General features: G+C 56.3%; 14 protein-coding genes and 3 pseudogenes. 9 read left to right on the top strand and 8 right to left on the bottom strand.

Annotated features, from left to right (window positions below):
• Window positions 1–30: 30 nt before the first annotated feature.
• The 7 genes and pseudogenes from AC3ZVB_RS16030 to AC3ZVB_RS16000 form a co-directional block, all read right to left on the bottom strand.
• Window positions 31–678: a BON domain-containing protein gene (locus AC3ZVB_RS16030; RefSeq protein ID WP_490147089.1), complete on the bottom strand. Its 648-nt coding sequence runs from the start codon at window positions 676–678 to the stop codon at window positions 31–33.
• A gap of 152 nt (window positions 679–830) precedes the next feature.
• Window positions 831–1,112, bottom strand: a pseudogene (locus AC3ZVB_RS16025) (TolC family protein); the annotation flags it as partial.
• Between the two features lie 258 nt (window positions 1,113–1,370).
• Complete coding sequence (locus tag AC3ZVB_RS16020) at window positions 1,371–2,072, bottom strand: VIT1/CCC1 transporter family protein (RefSeq protein ID WP_490147088.1); 702 nt, start codon at window positions 2,070–2,072, stop codon at window positions 1,371–1,373.
• 31 nt (window positions 2,073–2,103) lie between these two features.
• Entirely contained in the window at window positions 2,104–3,081 is a 978-nt protein-coding gene (locus tag AC3ZVB_RS16015) for an FAD:protein FMN transferase (protein ID WP_490147087.1), read from the bottom strand.
• The gene (locus tag AC3ZVB_RS16010) at window positions 3,065–5,245 is read right to left on the bottom strand and encodes a PepSY domain-containing protein (protein ID WP_490147086.1); all 2,181 of its coding nucleotides are present in this window, start codon (window positions 5,243–5,245) and stop codon (window positions 3,065–3,067) included. The genes AC3ZVB_RS16015 and AC3ZVB_RS16010 overlap by 17 nt, the downstream gene beginning before the upstream one ends.
• A 25-nt stretch (window positions 5,246–5,270) precedes the next feature.
• Window positions 5,271–5,741 (bottom strand): DUF2271 domain-containing protein, encoded by a 471-nt coding sequence (locus tag AC3ZVB_RS16005; protein WP_490147085.1) that lies wholly within the window; start codon window positions 5,739–5,741, stop codon window positions 5,271–5,273.
• A gap of 92 nt (window positions 5,742–5,833) precedes the next feature.
• Window positions 5,834–6,157, bottom strand: coding sequence for a PepSY domain-containing protein (locus AC3ZVB_RS16000; RefSeq protein WP_490147084.1), 324 nt, complete (start codon window positions 6,155–6,157; stop codon window positions 5,834–5,836).
• A gap of 132 nt (window positions 6,158–6,289) precedes the next feature.
• Between AC3ZVB_RS16000 and AC3ZVB_RS15995 the strand changes: the two are divergent.
• The 6 genes and pseudogenes from AC3ZVB_RS15995 to AC3ZVB_RS15970 form a co-directional block, all read left to right on the top strand.
• Window positions 6,290–6,733 (top strand): annotated as a pseudogene (locus tag AC3ZVB_RS15995) (response regulator); the annotation flags it as partial.
• Between the two features lie 681 nt (window positions 6,734–7,414).
• The gene (locus tag AC3ZVB_RS15990; RefSeq protein WP_490147083.1) at window positions 7,415–8,539 is read left to right on the top strand and encodes an efflux RND transporter periplasmic adaptor subunit; all 1,125 of its coding nucleotides are present in this window, start codon (window positions 7,415–7,417) and stop codon (window positions 8,537–8,539) included.
• 10 nt (window positions 8,540–8,549) lie between these two features.
• Window positions 8,550–11,705, top strand: a complete 3,156-nt coding sequence (locus tag AC3ZVB_RS15985) for an efflux RND transporter permease subunit (protein ID WP_490147082.1) — start codon at window positions 8,550–8,552, stop codon at window positions 11,703–11,705.
• Window positions 11,695–13,098: an efflux transporter outer membrane subunit gene (locus AC3ZVB_RS15980; protein ID WP_490147081.1), complete on the top strand. Its 1,404-nt coding sequence runs from the start codon at window positions 11,695–11,697 to the stop codon at window positions 13,096–13,098. Before AC3ZVB_RS15985 ends, AC3ZVB_RS15980 begins: the two co-directional genes overlap by 11 nt.
• A 453-nt stretch (window positions 13,099–13,551) precedes the next feature.
• Window positions 13,552–13,947 (top strand): hypothetical protein, encoded by a 396-nt coding sequence (locus tag AC3ZVB_RS15975; RefSeq protein WP_490147080.1) that lies wholly within the window; start codon window positions 13,552–13,554, stop codon window positions 13,945–13,947.
• Between the two features lie 219 nt (window positions 13,948–14,166).
• A complete protein-coding gene (locus tag AC3ZVB_RS15970; RefSeq protein WP_490147079.1) occupies window positions 14,167–15,270 on the top strand; it encodes an alkene reductase in 1,104 nt (367 codons plus the stop codon).
• A 62-nt stretch (window positions 15,271–15,332) separates the two neighbouring features.
• Here the strand turns inward: AC3ZVB_RS15970 and AC3ZVB_RS15965 are convergent, their stop codons facing one another.
• Window positions 15,333–16,253 carry a LysR family transcriptional regulator gene (locus AC3ZVB_RS15965; RefSeq protein WP_459729984.1) on the bottom strand — a complete coding sequence of 307 codons (921 nt, stop codon included), beginning with the start codon at window positions 16,251–16,253 and terminating at the stop codon, window positions 15,333–15,335.
• 98 nt (window positions 16,254–16,351) lie between these two features.
• Here AC3ZVB_RS15965 and AC3ZVB_RS15960 point away from each other — a divergent pair, with 98 nt between their 5' ends.
• The 3 genes and pseudogenes from AC3ZVB_RS15960 to AC3ZVB_RS15950 form a co-directional block, all read left to right on the top strand.
• Window positions 16,352–17,353, top strand: a complete 1,002-nt coding sequence (locus AC3ZVB_RS15960) for an LLM class oxidoreductase (protein WP_459729985.1) — start codon at window positions 16,352–16,354, stop codon at window positions 17,351–17,353.
• Window positions 17,354–17,527: 174 nt separating this feature from the next.
• Window positions 17,528–17,842 (top strand): LysR family transcriptional regulator, encoded by a 315-nt coding sequence (locus tag AC3ZVB_RS15955; RefSeq protein WP_490147167.1) that lies wholly within the window; start codon window positions 17,528–17,530, stop codon window positions 17,840–17,842.
• 29 nt (window positions 17,843–17,871) lie between these two features.
• Window positions 17,872–18,074 (top strand): annotated as a pseudogene (locus tag AC3ZVB_RS15950) (hypothetical protein); the annotation flags it as partial.
• Window positions 18,075–18,128: the final 54 nt, after the last annotated feature.

Genomic DNA, 18,128 nt, shown 5'->3' with positions numbered 1-18,128 from the left:
GCGGAGCCACTGTCATCGACGAGCCGTGACTCAGGCCAGCAGAATATGATCAATGACTTCTTTTACACCGGGCACTGCCCAGGCCAGCCGTTCTGCAACGTGACGCTGGCGCCAAAAATGGACCCGGCCTTCGAGTATGACCACGTCGCCCTGGACCTTGACGTGTATCCCGTCGGCTTCTACCTCGGCATTGCGCTTGAGTGCCGCTTCGATGCTGCGCTGAATATCGCTGGCGTCTGCCCGGGGACGAAGAGTGAGGCAATTGTCGATGCCCAACACGCCGGACAATTTGCGCACGGCCCGTTCCACGGTTTCTTTTTGGTATTGCCAGTCTACTTCGCCTTCCAGGGTGATCCACCCATGTTGCACGACGACTTTGATGTCGCCTTCGGGCACGTCGGAACTCCAATTGATGATTTTCAACGCGCGACTGGCAATCGTGTCATCTGCTGTGCCGGCGCCTTTCTCGGGGCGGATCTGGATTTCTTCGGCGACGGCGCGTACACCTTTGAGGCTTTTGACGGAGCGTTCTACACTGATTTTCTGGGCGTAGCTGGAAACGTGACCGGTGAGGGTCACCACGCCGCCGTCCACGGCCACGCCAATACTGGTGGCATCGATTTCAGGCTGGAATTCCAGTTCATCCAGGATGGCATTACGCAGACTCAGGTCGTTCAAGATGAAGTCCTCTGTAAAGGGCGTGAGAAGGGACGAACCGTGAGTGCCCGATCAGTCTTTTCTACGCCTGAACGACGAAAAATCCTTGAGGTAAATCAACAAAACGGCCGACAGGCCTTCGGTGCTCAAAACGCCAATTTCGGCCCAAGATAAGCATTGGCGCTGGCTCTGACGTAGCCGCCGCTGTACAACGGAATGTTCAGCTCCAGCCCTGCGGAGGTGTAGCGGTTGCGCTGGTTTTGGGTGGACAGTGTTTCGCTGTCGGCGGCGGTGTAACCGACGACCAAATCAAGGGTCGGCCAGTGTCCGGCCTTGGCCTTGGCCACTTCTTCGTCGGCGGTGTTGACATTCAGGCGCCGGGCACGAATCGAGGGGCTGTCGGTGCCGGCGCGGATGATCCATTCCTGCAGGTTGTCCGGGTGCAGGGGCGGGGTCCGGCGAGTGGAACGGCGCCGGCAACGAGTTCAACAACCAGGCGCAATTGAAGTACCACTTCGTCAATGTGGGCGGAGTCGATCACACGTATGTGGAGGGCAATGTAAACAGCGGCAATGGCGCCGACTTCCAGATTGATCTGGTCGGGCATGTGGCCCTCACGGCGAGCGATTTCGTCGGCGTGGTTTAGCTCGTCAACCCGTAAAGGGCGTCCCTTTGGCTAGCGGACGCCCTTTGTTTTTGGAGTTCGCCCCCCGCTAGACCACGGCGCCAAACAAATGCCCCACCAGTGCCGTAATGCCCATGGCCAGCGCACCCCAGAAGGTCGCCCGCCAGGCGCCGGTCAGGATTTTGGCCCCGCCTGCCTTGGCGGCAATGGCGCCCAATGTCCCGAGAAACACCAATGACATGGCCGAAATCCAGGGCACCACGCTGTGCTCCGGCGCGACAAACGTCACCGCCAGAGGCAACGCGGCACCCACCACGAAACTGGCAGCGGAGGCGAGGGCGGCCTGCAAGGGTTTGGCGGTGAGGGTGGCGCTGATGCCCAACTCGTCCCGGGCGTGAGCGCCCAGTGCGTCATGGCCCATTAATTGATCGGCCACTTGATGGGCCAGTTCGGGTGATACGCCGCGACGCATGTAGATGTTGGCGAGCTCGATGTGCTCGGCTTTCGGGTCGCTCGCCAGTTCTGCCCGTTCGCGGGACAGATCGGCGCGCTCGGTATCGGCCTGAGAGTGCACGGAGATGTATTCACCTGCGGCCATGGACATGGCGCCGGCCATCAGCCCCGCCATGCCCGTGACCAGCAACGTGGCGTGGCTGGCGTTGGCGGCGGCCACGCCGATCAGCAGGCTGGCGGTGGAGACAATGCCGTCGTTGGCCCCAAGGACGGCGGCGCGCAGCCAGCCGATACGATCACTGCGGTGGGATTCGGTGTGCCTGTGCATGAATTTCATGGTTGAGCGCGACTCACTGTCATTAGGCGGTTCACATCGGACGGGTTTCAATCTGCGCCTGCAACTGGCCGCCGACAATGGATATTTCCTTGAACTGCTGGCCATCGCGCAGCACGAACAACGCGTCCATCCCGCGCTCCTGTGCCAGACGTGGCCCTTCGGTTTCGCCCAGTACCATCAGCGCCGTGGCCCAGGCATCGGCGAGCATGCATGACGCGGCCACCACGGTGACGGCGGCGAGCGGGTTGCACAGCGGCGCGCCCGTGGCCGGGTTCATGGTATGGGCATAGGCTTGACCCGCCACGTCGACCCACTGTCGGTAGTCCCCGGAAGTCGCAATCGCGGCGTCGCCAAGTTCCATTACGCCCATGACTGCACGCACGCCCCGCTCAGGTTTTTCCAACGCCACGGTCCAGCCCTGACCACCGGGTTTGACGCCCCGGGCGCGCATCTCGCCGTCGATGCCGACCAGGTAGCGGGTTATCCCAAAACCTTCCAGGCAGCGGGCCAGTTCATCAACGCCAAACCCTTTGGCGATGCCATTCAAATCAAGGTGCAGCGACGCGCGTTTGCGCACCTGCTTGCGTAATGGGTCGACCATCAGCGCGGCGCTGGCGGACAGTCGGGTGCGCGGCGGCATTGTCGCGAGCGCCTGTTCTGTGACGGTCGGTTCCGCGGGGCCGAACCCCCAGGCATTCACCAGGTCACCGACCGCAATGTCGAAGGCGCCTCCGGATTGCTGGCTGACACGCAGTGCCGCAGACAGCACCGTTGCCAGTTCCTGGGGCACGGACACCCATACCTGCTCAGGGGCGGCGTTGAGGCGGTTGAGGTCCGAGTCGGGTTTCCAGGTGGACATTTGCTGATCCACCCGGGCCACGGCGCACGCCAAGTGATGACCCACTTCGTCGATATCGACCACGGCCTCGGCATAGAACAGCGCGGTGTAGCGGGTGCCCATGGTTTCGCCGTTCAGGCTGTAGCGCTGCAACTCAGTAGACGTCTTCACGGTAGCGTCCTTGTGCCTTGAGGATCAGAACCATCAGATTAAGAGGGGCCAATACTTCATCGAGGGCTTGCATCACGCCTTTGGCCATCTCGCGGCTGCCACACACCAGTACTTGGGCACCTTTTTCAATCAGTCGGCGCAAGGCCAGGGCATCGCCGATCAGCCGGTCTTGAACGTAGCTGCGGTCCTGGACCTGAGAGAAGGCGGCGCGCAGTGCCGTGAGGCGGCGGTCCGACAAGTATTGGTTGAGCTCCGGTTCGTAGAGAAAGTCCGAGGCCGGGTTGCGCCCGCCCCAATACAAGTGCATCGGGTGTCGGGCCTTGTTGTTGCGGATAAAGCCGGCCAGGGGACCGATGCCGGTACCGGCACCGATCAGAATCACCGGGTGCGTGCCCGAGGCCGGACGGAATTGGGGGTTGGGCTGGATAAACGCTTCGATCTGCGCACCAATGTCCAGGCCATGAAGGAGTTCCGAGCACAGGCCTCCGTTGTGCTTGCGAACACAGATTTCCAGCACGCCGTCCTGCGAACCGCTGGCCAGCGAATAGAAACGCGGGATTGGGCTGCCCGGGGGCACAATCCCGACCAGGTCCCCGGCCAGGAAGTCCGGCAGCTCGCCGGGCGCCTTGAAGCGCAAGACGTGGGTCGGTGCGTTCACCTGTTCGCCGTAGACAATGCGCTCGGTCAGCTGCAATGGATGGGTCTGTGGCGGCTGCGGGGCATGGACCAGTGTCAGGTCATGCTGGAGCACTTCGCCCAGCGCATGGCCCCAGCGCGCAAATTCCTGAGAGGACTGGCGGTTGACTGTTTCCAGGCCCAGTAACGGCGAGCCACCGGCCTGCAACATGGCCTCCTGCACTTGATGGGCGAACTGGCAGAACTGCGAGAACTGCCGGTCACCAAAGCCCAGCACGGCAAAGGGCAGGCCGGGCTTGAGGCCGGTGTTGGCCAGACGCGCCAGAAACTGCGAAGCCGAGGCTGGCGCGTCGCCGTCACCGTGGGTCGCGGTGAGGATGATCACGCGTTGGGCGCTGCGGTAGTCGTTGGCGTATTGATTCATCACCGCGCTATGCACCCGGTGTCCGGCCAGGTGCAAGGCGTCGTGCAAGGTGTTGGCGAAGCCCCAGGTGCTGTTGTTTTCACTGCCCACCAGAATCACGCTGTCGGCAGAGTGAGCAGGGCTGTTGTGGCGGATCTTCGGGCCAGCCTTGCGCCGGCGCCACCACAACAGGATGCCGGTCACGCTCATCAACGGTACGCAGAGGGCACACAACCCCAGCGGCAGACCCAGCCACCACAGGCCTTCGCCGGTGTGCAGCTGGTAGATCAGTTCGTACAGATTGTGCATCGAGTCGTGGGCTTGATAGGACAACAAGGCACCGCTGGCCTGATCCACGTAGCCGTCGCCCTGGGCCGTGCGCAGGGAAAACACATCGCTTGGGTTACCGGGGCTCGGGTAGACCAGTTCGCGCAGGTCGTTGAGGTCGGTGGCCTGTAAGGCTTGCAGTTTCGCCACCGGCAAGGCCGGGCCTGCGCTGACGTGGGCGGGGAAGGCGGGCTCGCGTTGACTGCCGTCGGCGATAAAACCAAAGGTGGTGGCGGACATGTAGAGCCCGCTCAATGCCGACAGCAGCAGCCCGAGCAACGCCAGCCGCCCGACTTCCGCATGCCAGCGCTGGCTGAACGAGCCCCGCAGTGGCCGCAGCAGGTTGCGCCAACCGCCCAGGCGCCGGGCCAGCAATAGCGCGCCGGACACCGACAGCATCAACATGAACAGCGCGCCGGCACCCGACACTCCATGGCCTGGCGTGCCAAGGAACATCGAGCGGTGCAGCTCTTTCACCCAACGCGTAAACGCGGAGGGTGCGTAAGGCGCCAGGCCTTCGCCGGTCAATGGATCGACCGTTTCAGCCCCGGTCTGACCGTTCTGGTTGTAGTAGACGATGACTGTCCCGGACGCCGTGCGCTGGACCTGCTCCACGCCCGGGAAGTGATTGGCCACACGTCCTGCCAGTTGGCCGACGTTGAGTTGCCCGGCCGCAGTGGCGGTGTTGTGCAAGCGTTCCAGCGCCGGGTCGACCGACAGGATGGCACCGCTGATTGCCAACAGCATCACCAACAGCGCCGCGATCAGGCCGGGCAGGGAATGGGACTGGCGAAGCATGTTCAGCCTCCAGAAAGGGCAGGTGCTACAGATCGTAAGTAAAGGACTCGACATAGCTGCTGCCGGTCGCCGGCTGGCCCGCACCCTTGGACGTGAGCGGCACGCTGACATCGGCGCGGGCGTCACGCTTGTCCTCCACGGCGCTGTCAATGCGGATCTGATATCCGGCATCGATCAAGGTGTCTGCCAGCTCGACGCTGACTTTGAGGGTCTGCCCACTGCCGACACTGGCGCCGCTGACCCCGTCAAATTCGCTGGGGTTCATCCCGCTGCCACGGGCCCAGTCGCCCAGGTGCTTGTAGTACTTGGCCTTCTTGCCGGCCACCCACAGGGTTTTCTGGTACTGGCCGTTGGCGTCGGTGACGTAGATCGCCAGGTAGGCATCATTGCCGCTGTAGTCCTTGAGCTGGGTGGTCAGGGTCACTTCACGGGCCTGGGCCAGACCCGGCAGGGCAATGGCGCCGGCAAGGCAGGTGGCTGCGATGATCTTTTTCATGAGGGTGTCCTTTTGATCGTTAAGTCGAGAGCCTGGACCTGCTTGCTGACAGCAACCTGAAACACAGGAAAAACTCATCGACAGGTGAGGCGTTACTCGGTGATCGGGCTACCGAGGTATTCCTTGGCATCGCCATCGTCGCGGAACTGAATCTCGAGGGTGCGCAGGCGCAGCGAGGCCGGTGAGTAGCTGGCTTCGATGGCGTTGCCTTTGCGGTCCAGCCCCTTGAGCTCGTAACAACCGTCGTCGACCTTGATGCGTTGCACGCTCCAGCCATATTGCCGCTCGACTTGCTGACGCAAGGTGTCGCGCGGTTGCCAGTCGCTCACCGGATCGCTGCAGTCGTCGTCAGCCAGGGCGTAACCACTGAGCAGCACGCTCAACAGAGCGGTATGGGCAATAAAACCTGATTTCATGATCTGTCTCCTGCCGAGGTCGGCGTCTGTGGCATACCCTAAGGTGCATTCCTGACAACCAGCTGAATCTTCAGATTCACGTCAGGTAGGGCGATTAAGGTGCGGCACAACAATCACCACAGGAGGTGCCAGATGCGGGTTTTATTGGTCGAGGACGCCCCAGGGCTGGGGGAAGCGGTGCGCGAGCAGATCGCCGATGACGGCCACGCCATCGATTGGGTGCAGCGCCTGGACCATGCGCGCAACAGCGTGCGCGCCACGCCTTACGACCTGATCCTGCTGGACTTGATGCTGCCGGACGGTCGCGGGCTGGATTTCTTGCGTCAGCAGCGCTCGGCGGGGGACGTGACCCCGGTGATTATCCTGACGGCCCAGGATCAGATTTCCGATCGCATCGCCGGCCTCAATGCCGGGGCCGACGATTACCTGGTCAAACCGTTCGACCTGTTTGAACTCTCGGCCCGTGTGGCGGCGGTGGCCCGCCGTTACAGCGGCAACCCCAATCCGCAGATCAGACTTGGTGATTTGCAGGTCGACATGAGCGCCCGCACGGTGCAGCGTGCCGGCACCACCCTGGCGATGAGGGTGATCGCGTCCGCTTAAAAATACGCGGACACCATCGCCCTTAAAGCTTGAGTTCGGAAGGTGAGTTCGCCGGACGCTTACACACGGCTATCCTCAAGATATCGATGCGCCTCCCTGAGCGCGCCACTATGCACTCGATTTCATGATTTGGGCCTCAACTCTGAGTCAGGAAACCGGTGCGTTAGCTACGCCTGCATGATTATGGAATACAGGGATGAAATGATTGGAATATTTGCCGCTTAATCATCTCAATTTCACCTAATATAATGTGCCTCAGCGAGCTTAATCCCAATCTGGCTCTTTTGCTCTTAGAGCAGAGTTTAGTTTGGGGGGGGGGCGGCGAATTCGGCGGATTGAGTTAACTCTAGAATTGCAATGAATAGGGTTCAGCTCCGGATCGAGGCAAAGATCACACATCGGCAAGTCTAAATTGCGCCGGTTGAAAATTTTAAGTTCTGACTCTCTGCCAAGACGATCATGTTGCTGAGCTTATAATTGATTTGTTGTGCGCTAACTAGACAAAACCATCCCGTCCTTAATTTGAGATAAGGCGTTATAACTGCTGAAAGAAGCGCGTGCGCGTGCTCAAGTCAGATTGATATAAGCCTTAGTCTTGTCATGATCTTAGCGCCTGGCGTTGTTGCTTAATGTCGGAGTGTTTTTGGAGTTCCCATGTTTAAATCATCACGCCTTATTGTGGGGTTGTTACCCCTGTCGGCGTTAATTTTAGCAGCGTGCAAACCGACCGAGCAGGTAGCAGACCAAGCAGCAGTAGTTAAGGTTGGTTATTATACGGTTATTGAGGCCCCTCTTGCACTTACTACCGATCTTCCAGGGCGTACATCGGCATATCGCGTCGCTGAGGTGCGCCCACAGGTTGCCGGTATTCTGGAGCGCCGTCTATTCACCGAGGGTAGTGAAGTCAAACAGGGTCAGGCGCTATACCAGATTGACCCACGTACCTATATCGCACAGCAGGCCCGCGCCGAGGCTAATCTTCGCAGTGCCCGCAACTTGGCCGAGCGCTACGAGCGGCTGCTGAAATCCCGCGCTGTTAGCCAGCAGCAATACGACGATGCGGTTGCCACGTGGAAGCAGGCTGCAGCCGACAAACAAGTAGCAGACATCAACGTTCAGTACAGCAAGGTTCTTTCGCCTATTTCGGGACGCATTGGCCGCTCGGCGATGACCGAGGGCGCACTGGTAACCAATGGTCAGATCGGGGCAATGGCGACTGTTAACCAGCTCGACCCGATCTATGTCGATGTTACGCAGTCCATCACCCGCATTTTGGAACTTAAGCGCGCATTGAAGTCGGGCGATTTGAAAAACACCGGATCCGACCAAGCAGAGGTGAGCCTAACTCTCGACGATGGGAGTGCCTATCCGCTGTCTGGCACCTTGAAGTTCTCTGAGGTCAGCGTCGACCAAGGTACCGGATCAGTAACCTTGAGGGCGGTCTTCCCGAATCCCGACCGCGCGCTGCTACCAGGCATGTTCGTCCACGCCCAAGTGAAAGAAGGGGTAAGGGAGAGGGCCTTGTTGGTGCCCCAGCAGGCGATTCGTCGTGATAGCCGCGGGGTCGCCACAGCATGGGTAGTGACTGACGACAATCACGTAGAACAACGCGACCTAGAAACGGTGCGCACAGTTGGCAATGCCTGGCTAGTTGATAGCGGGGTGCGGCCGGGCGAGCGGGTGATCACGGAAGGTTTGCAGCATGTGCAGGCTGATTCCCTGGTGGACGCTCAGCCAGCAACCCGTGTTGAGCTAAAAGCAGCTTTCACTGCGAATTGAGAGGTTGGTTATGTCACGCTTTTTTATTGATAGGCCTATCTTCGCGTGGGTGATTGCACTGGCAATTATGCTAGGTGGAGCGTTGGCCATTCGTAGTTTGCCGGTAAATCAGTATCCGAATATCGCAGCACCGGCGGTCATGATTACCGTTACCTACCCGGGTGCATCGGCCCAGACTGTCCAAGATACCGTTCTTCAGGTCATCGAGCAGCAGCTCAATGGTTTGGACGGATTGCGTTACATCAGCTCTGCTGCAAACAGCGATGGTAGCGTTGAGATTATCGTCACCTTTGATCAGGGGACAAACCCGGATATTGCCCAGGTTCAGGTGCAGAACAAACTTCAGTTAGCTACTCCGAACCTTCCGCAGGAAGTACAACGTCAGGGTATTCGGGTCGTTAAATACCAAGCCAACTTCATGCTTTTGGTCGGCTTGGTTTCGACTGATGGGAAGCTGGATTATGGCGATCTGGGTAATATCGTCGTCTCAAACTTTCAGGATCCGTTGTCTCGTACCCAAGGTGTGGGGGACTTCTTTGTATTCGGCTTCCAGAATGCCATGCGCATTTGGTTGGATCCGGCCAAGCTCAATAGCTATCAACTGATGCCCAAGGACGTCGTCGGTGCAATCTCTGCACAAAACGTTCAGGTGTCTTCCGGCTCCGTCGGCGGGTTGCCGACGCGCAAAGGGGTTGAGCTCAGTGCAACGGTCATCGGCAAAACGCGCTTGACCTCGGCTGATGAGTTCAAGGAAATTCTGGTCAAGGTTCAGCCCGATGGCTCTCAAATCCGTTTGAAGGATGTGGGCGAAGTTGTTTTGGGTAACGAAACCTACTCATACGACGTGAATTACAACGGAAAGCCTGCTGCCGGTATTGCTTTACGATTAGCTACGGGTGCGAACATGCTCGAGGCCGTCGAGCGTGTAAAACAAACCGTCGATAGCCTTAAACCTTTTCTGCCTCCAGGAGTAGAGGTCGTTTATCCGTATGACACCAGCCCCTCGGTAAAAGCGTCGATTGACTCGGTTGTTCACACCCTGTTCGAAGCCATTGTTCTCGTCTTTCTGGTGATGCTTCTGTTCCTACAGAACATTCGCGCCACCCTGATTCCCACGCTCGCGGTACCCGTAGTTCTGTTGGGTACCTTCGGTGTGCTGTATGCCTGTGGGTTTACCATCAACGTCATGACTATGTTCGCCATGGTGCTAGCGATTGGCTTGCTGGTGGACGATGCAATCGTAGTGGTGGAAAACGTTGAACGTTTGATGGCAGAGGAGAACCTAACGCCGCGCGAAGCGACCTACAAGTCGATGAAGCAGATCTCGGGCGCTCTGGTTGGTATTGGCTTGGTGATATGCGCCGTGTTTATGCCTATGGCCTTCTTTGGTGGCTCAGCCGGCATCATCTATCGACAGTTCTCTATCACGATTATCACCGCGATGGGGCTGTCCGTTCTTGTTGCTTTGGTGTTCACACCAGCGCTGTGTGCCACGATGCTCAAAGCCCATGCTGGCCATGGTGAGAAAAAACAGAAGGGCTTTTTTGCCTGGTTTAACCGAATGTTTGATAACAGCTCGGTTCGTTACGAAAACTCTGTCTCCAAAATCCTTCGTAACCCGAAGCGAACCTTTGTCGTATACATCCTTCTGCTGGTTGGTGTGGCAATGATGTTCCGTAATCTGCCGACGGCGTTTCTTCCAGACGAAGATCAGGGACTTCTGATTGTGCAGATTCAGACGCCTCCCAACAGCAGTGCAGAGCGCACCGAGGCGGTGCTTAACCAAGTTCGCGCCTACTTGCTGGACAATGAAAAGGACGGTGTCGTCTCGGGGTTCTCAATCAGCGGTTATAACTTTGCCGGTAGAGGCCAGAACTCAGCTGTGGTGTGGGTGCGACTGAAACCCTTTGAAGAACGTAAATCTAGCGAGAATAGTGCGTTCGCCATTTCTAAACGCATCACCAGTTTTGCCGCCACAATCAAGGACGCCAACGTCGTTTCAATCGTCCCCCCAGCAATTATGGAGATGGGTAACGCGACCGGATTTGACTTTTTTCTTCAGGACAACGGGGCTCGCGGGCACACAGCGCTATTGGAGGCACGGGATCAGTTGATGACGCTCGCTGCTCAAGAACCCGCGCTGGCCATTACTAGGGCCAACGGTCTGGATGATGAAGCGCAATACCAAGTCACTATCGATGATGAAAAAGCACGGGCACTCCAAGTATCCATTGAGGCTATCGACGATACGATGTCGGTAGCTTGGGGGTCGACCTATGTCAACGATTTCATCGATAAGGGACGCGTGAAAAAAGTTTACGTGCAGGGCGAGATGGATGCCCGTATTTCGCCTGAAGACTTTGATAAGTGGTACGTGCGCAACGATGCCGGGCAAATGGTGCCATTCTCTGCCTTCGCTACTGGTACATGGGTCTACGGTTCTCCGAAGCTGGAGCGCTACGGCGGTATTCCATCCGTTGAGCTCTTGGGCCAGCCGGCTGAGGGTTATAGCACCGGTGATGCCATGGCTGCTATTGAGCGCATTGCTGCTCAGTTGCCTGACGGATTCGGGGTGTCCTGGACGGGGTTGTCATATGAGGAACGGGCCGCTGGGTCGCAGGCAACTCTGCTTTATGTGCTATCGCTAGTCATCGTGTTCCTTTGCTTGGCCGCCCTCTACGAGAGTTGGTCAGTACCCGTCTCCGTCATGCTGGTCGTTCCGCTCGGTGTTCTCGGTGCGGTGGCGGCGACCCTCGGCCGAGGCTTGTCCAATGATGAGTTTTTCCAGGTAGGCATGCTCACCACAATGGGGCTAGCGGCGAAGAACGCAATCCTTATCGTGGAGTTCGCAAAAGACCTGAATGAAAACCATGGCCGTAGTCTGGTGCAGGCTGCCACTGAGGCAGCGCGCCTTCGTCTGCGACCGATAATCATGACGTCGATTGCCTTTGTGATGGGGACGCTTCCACTGGCTCGTGCTTATGGCCCGGGTAGTGGTAGTCAGCACTCCATTGGCACGGCGGTTGTTGGCGGCACGTTGGCTGCGACGTTCCTTGCGATCTTCTTCGTGCCTCTCTTCTATGTGGCAGTAATGAAGTTTTTCAAATCCAAGACGCGCGAAGTGACTGTGCAGGCCACTCGCGAAGGAGTCACCCATGAAGCATAAGCCTTTGCTGCTAGTGCTAGCCATGACCTTGTCCGGCTGTAACCTGATTCCGGAATATCAGCAACCGGAAGCTCCTATACCGCAGGCCTTCCCGCAAGGTGCTGCTTATGGGGCACCGATGACCGGCAATTCTGCGCAAATTGATTGGCAAACATTCTTCAAAGATCCGGCTCTTCATCGACTGGTTGATTTGGCACTTGAGAACAACCGTGACCTACGCAAGGCGGCATTGAATGTCGCTGCGTACCGCGCTCAGTACCGTATTCAGGGATCTGCTTTGTTTCCAGAGTTAGGAGTTGATGCCAGCGGGGGACGCTCACGTACTCCCGCCGATCTGTCTTCGACGGGCCGTCAGGAAACCAGCGGAGACAACAGCTTGCAGGTTGGGTTGACCAGTTATGAGCTGGATGTTTGGGGCCGAATCCGCAGCCTTGATCGCAATGCGCTTGAGACTTACCTGGCTAGTGAAGAGACTCAGCGTAGCGTGCGTATCGGCTTAGTGGCTGATGTCGCCGTGGCTTACCTCACTTGGCAGACCGACCGGCAACTGTTGGTAGTTACCCGTTCCACGCTGGAGAACTACCGGCACAACCTGGAACTGATCCAGGCCAGTAGTGAGGCCGGTACCGCGTCTGATCTGGACATTCGCCAAGCACGCACATTGGTCGACAGTGCACGTGGCCAGGTGCAGGCCTACACCCGCCAAGTGGCTCAGGACGGCAATGCTTTGCAGTTACTACTCGGCACGACCATACCTCGTGACTTACCGGAGTCAAATCTCGACGGACAATTGCTGACGGATATTCCTGCCGGCCTGCCGGCAGATCTGCTGCAGAGGCGACCAGACATCCGCGCTGCGGAGCACCAACTGCTCGCTGCCAATGCAAACATCGGTGCTGCAAGGGCAGCTTTCTTCCCCAGCATCACGCTGACTGCTGGTGCTGGCACGGCCAGTAGCCAACTCAGTGGACTGTTTAATAGCGGATCGGAAAGCTGGAGCTTCATTCCGCAGATCCACCTGCCGATCTTCACTGGTGGGAGACTTAAGGCCAGCTTGGACTACGCCAAAATCCAAAAGGACATAGGTGTGGCCAACTACGAGCAGGCCATCCAAGTCTCGTTCCGTGAAGTGGCTGATGGCCTGGCGGCAATGGGAACCTGGGGCGAACAGCTCAAAAGTCAGGAAGACCTTGTACGTGCCACTGATGAATATACTCAGATGGCTCAGCAGCGCTACGAGGAAGGGGTCGACAACTATATGACGTTGCTTGATGCGCAACGTCAGTTGTTCTCTGCCCGCCAGCAATTGCTGACTGGCCATCTTGCGAAGTTCACTGCTCAAATCCAGCTGTACAAGGCCTTAGGGGGCGGCTGGACGGAAACAAAAACCTGAGTTGCTCATGGCTTCTTGGTCAGGACGGTAACACTTAACAATGCGCCTCCATGTGAGGCGCATTCATAGGTGAGCGAATGTAATCCGGGTTGAGACAGGGTCATCTGCCCAAGCTCGCAAGGCGGTTACCAACCAGAGAGGAGGGTCAGTAGGAAGGGGCAATACGAGTTCTTGGCGGCCGCATAAAGACTTTGATTTTATGTTGAGGTATCAATCCTGACTTAGGGAAGCGACGGGGTCATCACCGCTAACTTATTGGATTTTAATGATGAAATGATTGGAATTTTTACCGATTAATCATCTTTGCTGTGCCTAATATAATGTGCCTCAGTGAGATTGATCCGTACCAAATATCGAAGTCGAGTGGCATGGTTTATCGGGATTAAAGATCTCCGATCTGTGTGACTGCGCAAGATTTTTTTGATATCTAATAGTCGTTAACTTGAGGTAATTATGAATATTGAAGCGTTGGCCGCATACGTCATCATCGCGGGCCTTACAGGCTGCGCATCAAACTCAGCACCGCCTACTGGTAATGAATCCATCGTGCATATTAAGGCACAAATCGGCGATGAGATGATCGCAAGACGTCTAGACACGAAGGCCACAAACAACCTGCAGAATTTCACCTTCACAGGAGCAGAGCACACTATGGAACTTGGCATTGTAATGACCGGACACCGAGATAATCATCGTAGATGCTTGGCAACCATAAGCTATGCTCATTTTGAGCCAAGCACTCATTACACGTTGACCCAAACCAATGTCGCCAGTGGCGAAGTAGCTGTTTCTCTCATTGACGCAAATGGGGAAACTTTGGCGCGAGCAGGCAAAATTCCTTGCGTGTAAGTAAAAGCATGGTTTGCTTGTCATGTATTCCAACAGCTCGGGGGGGCTGATATTGCTGTCTTTTGAGGGGTAGCGCTTTTTACGTTAAAGCCGTTTTCAGACCTCTATTGTGGAATGTGAGGAAGGAATGTTTGGAATTCAAGGGCGATTATCTAAGGAGAAGGACGCAGTATATTGGTTCTCATCGGCGCTTCGAAGCGCTCCACTTCAGAGAACCCTATGAGTATTCTTTTTTCTCCATACACGCTTTCGGGCCTTCCTTTGAAGAATCGTGTCGTCATGGCCCCCATGACGCGTGCTCGAGCCTTGAATGACATTCCCGACGAATTGACGGTGCTTTACTACCGCCAACGGGCAAGCGCCGGCCTCATCATCAGTGAAGGCGTTCCGGTTTCTATTCAGGGCCGCGGCTATCTCTTCAATCCTGGGCTTTACAACCAGGAGCAGGTCGAGGGATGGAAGCTCGTAACAAATGCCGTCCACGAAGAGGGCGGGAAAATTTTCGCCCAACTCTGGCACGTGGGCCGTGTATCTCATACGACGTTGCAGCCAGATGGCGGCGCGCCTGTTTCATCGAGTAATAAACTCGCTGCCAACTCCATGGCGTATGCCTACAACGAGAAGAATGAGCCCACTCCGATCCAGGCCAGTCCCCCGCGAGCTCTCTCTACAGAGGAAATTCCAGGCGTAAAGAATGATTTTGTTCAGGCTGCTCGCAGAGCTATGGAAGCCGGCTTCGATGGCGTGGAAATTCATGGCGCAAATGGATACTTGTTCGAACAGTTCATAAATCCAACGGTTAACGATCGTACAGACCAATATGGTGGTTCGATTCAGAACAGAATTCGTTTACTGCTGGAAACAATCGATGCCGTTGCCCAGGAGATCGGCCGTGCCAAGGTTGGTGTTCGCATTTCTCCATTTGGTCGTCTCTTCGACATGGCTCCCTTCGACGATGAGGCACAAACATGGGTTGAAGTAGCGCGCGAGATTCAAAAGCGGGATATTGCCTACGTTCACTTGAGCGATCAGTTGACCATTGGGGCCGAGGGCATGCCCGAGGGATTTGCAACGAGTTTCCGTGAAACCTACCGAGGCACATTGATTGCAGCGGGTGGCTTTGATCGAGAATCAGCAGAGGGTGCGCTGTTATCTGGGGAGCTGGATCTAATCGCTTTTGGTCGACCTTTCATTGCGAATCCCGACCTGGTTGAGCGAATGAAGAACGGTTGGCCTCTTGCGATTCCTGATCGAGCCACCTTTTACGGGAACAGCGGTCAAAAGGGCTATGTCGATTATCCCGTCTATGCGCCAGCCGAATAGTTCCTGCCTAACCTGATCGAAGGGGCCAAGATGTGAATCTGGCCTGCCTTGATTGGGTACCTTTACCCAGGCCTGAAAATTTTCGAATCGCGCTGGGCGAGTGCTAACAGCTCGTCCACGATCATTCTGATCTTGGGTTGAATGTATCGCGTTCGGGGCCAGATGACGTGAATCGGCATCTCGGCTCCGGCGTAGCTTTCAAGTACGGGAACCAACTCGCCCTGTTCGATATAGTCCTGAACCAGCCAGGTGGGCAGCTGTGCGAGTCCTCCCCCGGCGAGCGTCATTTTCAGCAACATCTCACCATCACCCATTTCGTGTTTGACACGCACCTCTTGTTCAAAGGTTTGGCCGTTCTCATCAATCAGCATCCAGGTTTTCCGGGTGCCATTGCGCCAGCCTACGATGCAGTCATGTTGTAAGAGGTCGTCTCGAGTTTGGGGTGGGGCGTGCCTAGCCAAGTAGTCTGGTGTTGCACAGATCAACAAGCTCTGGCTGCCCAGCTTTCGGGCGACTATGTCAGCATCATCTTTCAAGGTTCCGATCCTGACGACGAGATCGATACCATCGTTGACTATATCTACCAGACGCTCGCTGAAGCTGACTGACAGATCGAGCTTTTGGTATCGAACAGACATATCGATCAGGGTAGGCAGGATGTGACGTCGGCCGAAAGTAGCTGGCAGATCAACGCGGAGTCGGCCGATTGGTTCTTGCTGTCCCGTTGTAAGGAGTCCTTGCGTTTCGGCCAACTCGTCTAACACCCGCAAGCAGCTCGCCAAGTAAGCTTCCCCTTCTTGAGTGAGGATCAAACGGCGGGTTGTACGATGTAGAAGCTTGACGCCTAATCGCGCTTCCAGACGGGTCACGCTTTTCCCCACGGCGGAGCTGGTCAGCCCAAGCTCTAGCCCTGCGGCTGTAAAGCTGAGTGACTGTGCGGCGGCAACGAATTCCCGAATGCCGTCAAAGGTGATTTCAGTCATTTTAGAATCCAGGGCTTCAATGTGTGGAATTTAATCGGCTTAATCATCAAATCATACAGGAATAGAATATCTTCGTTCCCTAAAGTAGGAGTGGACGAATGAGTTCTGCACTATTGCCTGACGAGATTCAGAAGCCCATCTACCGTCTGAATCAACACCCCGGTTACCGTCGGTTGTTCGCACCCCAGGAGTTGACCATCGGCCTGATCATGCCTCTGGAAACCCATCCAGGCAGGCCGGCGCCGACCATGGAAGATCATACGTCAATGGCAATTAGAGCTGACAAGCTCGGCTTTGCAGCGCTCTGGTTACGAGATGTTCCTTTTTACGACCCCACGTACGGTGATGTCGCTCAAGTCTTCGATCCAATCGCTTACATTGGTTACCTTGCGGCCGTAACGCATAACATCACTCTCGGTACAGCGGGCGTTGTTTTGCCGTTACGGGAGCCACTGATACTTGCCAAACAAATTGCTTCGCTCGACCATCTTTCGGCCGGAAGAATGATGCTGGGAATTTCATCGGGTGACCGACCTGCTGAGTATCCCTTATTCGGTGTGGATTATGATTCCCGCGGAGATCGATTTCGTGAGGCCTACACAGTATTCCGAACAGTTACGGAAGAACGCTTTCCGGTTTACGACTCGCCTCGCTTCGGTCGCTTGAATGGGCAGTTCGAGCTTATCCCCAAACCTGTTGTCGACCGCTCTCCCACAATCGCCATCGGCCAAGCACAACAAAGTCTTGAATGGATTGCAGAGAACCTCGACGGACTCATTCGTGCGGCGCCTGATCCAGACTACTTATCGACGGTCGCGGAGCAGTGGCGAATCGCCGTTGAGCGAAGCCTAGGGAAAGGTTATTTCAAACCGCTAGGTGTTGGGGCATTCCTGGACTTGGCCGATGATGCCGATGCGCCTTTACGTCGCATGCCTGGAGGCTTCCGTGCTGGTCGGCGTTCGTTGATTGGATTTCTTGAAGCGGTTAAGTCGGTGGGTATCAATCACGTTGCCCTCAACCCCAAGGTCAGCCGACGCCCCTATATCGAGGTGATGGATGAGTTAGCTGCCGATGTCCTGCCACTCTTCCCGACACATTGAAAGATTAAGCAATTGCGCAAAGTCAGTCGATGCCGCTTCTAGCAAGGCAAAGGTTGGGAGGCATTGTTCGAAAGTAGAACCGACAGCTATTGCTCCCTAAAGGGGGGAGGGTGGTTGGTCTAAATAGTGACTTTTTTCATTACAAACGATTCGGTCAATATCGCAAGCCGAAGTATGGTTGGAGTATTTATGCTGCTTGATTTGGCAGGGCTTCGGGCAATTGATGTAAACAAGCTCATTATATTTATGACAGTTTATCGTGAGGCCAGCGTCAGCACTGCCGCTTGCATCTTGGGAGTAAAGCAGCCAGCAATTAGCAATGCATTGGCTGAAATGCGGATCTGTTTTTGCGATCAGCTGTTTGTTCGTCGTGATGGAGGCATGCGACCCACTACGAAGGCAGACTCAATTGCTGAGAGTCTGTTACCAATTCTGACTTCGTTGAGTGCCCTTGTGGGGCAATTTAAACCAGGCAAGTATCGGCACTGAATGGCGCAATAAACCCTATGCTCAATGCACCGACATTGCAGGGCTGCGCGTTGAACCCGACCGTTTCGCAGACCCAGCGAAGCCAGGGGTCGTATTGCCGGGCAAAGTTTCGGCGGGCAACGTGCTGGAAGTCTATGAGAACAGCGGCAAGGTGTTCATCGACGAGCTGTATTTGCTGGCCTCGAACCTCCTGCTTTCGAGTTTTAAACGCGCCATACAGAAATGCATCTGAACCTGGCCCGTAGGCGTTTTTTATAGAGCTCCATTGGTTGGCCGCAACCAGCCA

The sequence above is a fragment of the Pseudomonas sp. MDV22-iso1 genome, from assembly GCF_058145095.1.
This window is presented reverse-complemented; position numbering and strand designations above follow the sequence as displayed.

Coding starts and splice junctions, on each gene's coding strand:
- AC3ZVB_RS16020 (WP_490147088.1), bottom strand. CDS start 2,072: ATGAAATTCATGCACAGGCACACCGAATCCCACCGCAGTGATCGTATC.
- AC3ZVB_RS16010 (WP_490147086.1), bottom strand. CDS start 5,245: ATGCTTCGCCAGTCCCATTCCCTGCCCGGCCTGATCGCGGCGCTGTTG.
- AC3ZVB_RS16005 (WP_490147085.1), bottom strand. CDS start 5,741: ATGAAAAAGATCATCGCAGCCACCTGCCTTGCCGGCGCCATTGCCCTG.
- AC3ZVB_RS16000 (WP_490147084.1), bottom strand. CDS start 6,157: ATGAAATCAGGTTTTATTGCCCATACCGCTCTGTTGAGCGTGCTGCTC.
- AC3ZVB_RS15990 (WP_490147083.1), top strand. CDS start 7,415: ATGTTTAAATCATCACGCCTTATTGTGGGGTTGTTACCCCTGTCGGCG.
- AC3ZVB_RS15985 (WP_490147082.1), top strand. CDS start 8,550: ATGTCACGCTTTTTTATTGATAGGCCTATCTTCGCGTGGGTGATTGCA.
- AC3ZVB_RS15980 (WP_490147081.1), top strand. CDS start 11,695: ATGAAGCATAAGCCTTTGCTGCTAGTGCTAGCCATGACCTTGTCCGGC.
- AC3ZVB_RS15975 (WP_490147080.1), top strand. CDS start 13,552: ATGAATATTGAAGCGTTGGCCGCATACGTCATCATCGCGGGCCTTACA.
- AC3ZVB_RS15970 (WP_490147079.1), top strand. CDS start 14,167: ATGAGTATTCTTTTTTCTCCATACACGCTTTCGGGCCTTCCTTTGAAG.
- AC3ZVB_RS15965 (WP_459729984.1), bottom strand. CDS start 16,253: ATGACTGAAATCACCTTTGACGGCATTCGGGAATTCGTTGCCGCCGCA.
- AC3ZVB_RS15960 (WP_459729985.1), top strand. CDS start 16,352: ATGAGTTCTGCACTATTGCCTGACGAGATTCAGAAGCCCATCTACCGT.
- AC3ZVB_RS15955 (WP_490147167.1), top strand. CDS start 17,528: ATGGTTGGAGTATTTATGCTGCTTGATTTGGCAGGGCTTCGGGCAATT.